Raw genomic sequence first — 662 nt, 5'->3', positions numbered from 1 at the left:
CCCGAGCGGCCAAAGGGAGCAGACTGTAAATCTGCCGTCACAGACTTCGAAGGTTCGAATCCTTCCCCCACCACCATATCTTGCCTTCGGCAGTTAACTGGCCAGCGAAAAACGCGCAATGGTTAAATTGCAGAAGGAGAAGGCGAAAGCCTTCGACAAGAATCGAGTTGTGCAGCGCTAGCGCAGCCGGCCCGAAGGGTGAGAGTTAAGCGACGAACAATCCTTCTCCTCCCTAAAAATTCTACAGAAAAGTCAGGTAGCCGAGTTCCAGGATGCGGGCATCGTATAATGGCTATTACCTCAGCCTTCCAAGCTGATGATGTGGGTTCGATTCCCACTGCCCGCTCCAAGATGTGCTGATATAGCTCAGTTGGTAGAGCGCACCCTTGGTAAGGGTGAGGTCGGCAGTTCGAATCTGCCTATCAGCACCACTTCTTATAATCTCGCCCCCTGATTTTCTTTCTGTTCTGGATTCAACAAGCAAATGCTTGGTTGATGTGGTGATACCACCGATTTATCCGTGTCTTAGAGGGACAATCGATGTCTAAAGAAAAGTTTGAACGTTCAAAACCGCACGTTAACGTCGGTACTATCGGCCACGTTGACCACGGTAAAACTACCCTGACTGCAGCAATCACCACCGTTCTGGCTAAAACCTACGG

General features: G+C 50.3%; 1 protein-coding gene, 2 tRNA genes and 1 other RNA gene. All 4 read left to right on the top strand.

The features are described 5' to 3' along the window. The first annotated feature begins 122 nt into the window (after positions 1-122). A non-coding RNA gene (locus AC2FC2_RS26930) (RtT sRNA) lies at positions 123-237 on the top strand. A gap of 37 nt (positions 238-274) precedes the next feature. After that, positions 275-349 (top strand) — tRNA-Gly (locus AC2FC2_RS26925). A gap of 6 nt (positions 350-355) precedes the next feature. Further along, positions 356-431, top strand: a tRNA-Thr gene (locus tag AC2FC2_RS26920). Between the two features lie 109 nt (positions 432-540). Then, the coding region (locus AC2FC2_RS26915; RefSeq protein WP_004957728.1) for a GTP-binding protein at positions 541-662 on the top strand (122 nt) is incomplete at its 3' end.

The organism is Serratia sp. CoH_122_TC_1 (assembly GCF_058191755.1).
This window is presented reverse-complemented; position numbering and strand designations above follow the sequence as displayed.